Origin of the sequence: Bartonella sp. AA83SXKL (assembly GCF_042196965.1) — a bacterium.
In the GTDB taxonomy this organism is placed as follows: Bacteria; Pseudomonadota; Alphaproteobacteria; order Rhizobiales; family Rhizobiaceae; genus Bartonella.
In genome coordinates, this window is sequence record NZ_JBHIRG010000333.1 from 1 (window position 1) to 230 (window position 230).

1 protein-coding gene is annotated in these 230 nt (G+C 35.2%); it reads left to right on the top strand.

What is annotated here, in order from left to right; genetic code table 11:
* Nucleotides 1-230 (top strand): hypothetical protein (locus ACFINO_RS11475; RefSeq protein ID WP_375655970.1); only part of this gene is annotated, 230 nt, incomplete at both ends.

A 230-nucleotide genomic window follows, 5' to 3' on the forward strand; every position in this document is an offset into this window, starting at 1 on the left:
CATAGTACCTGATTCTCAACTAATGGTGAGGAATGTTGTTCCACAAGTTCCAACTTATCTTTTTTTACCAAATGCTTTGTTTCATGTTGGATTGATGGATATCGAAAGTCAAAACAAGCAGTTAAAAGTTATGCGATCTGTTTCCAGTAAACTTTTAAAAGTCGAAGGAAGTCCTGTTTTATCTGTCCATGGTTATAGCGGAAACTATCGTTATGTCTCAGATCTTTCTA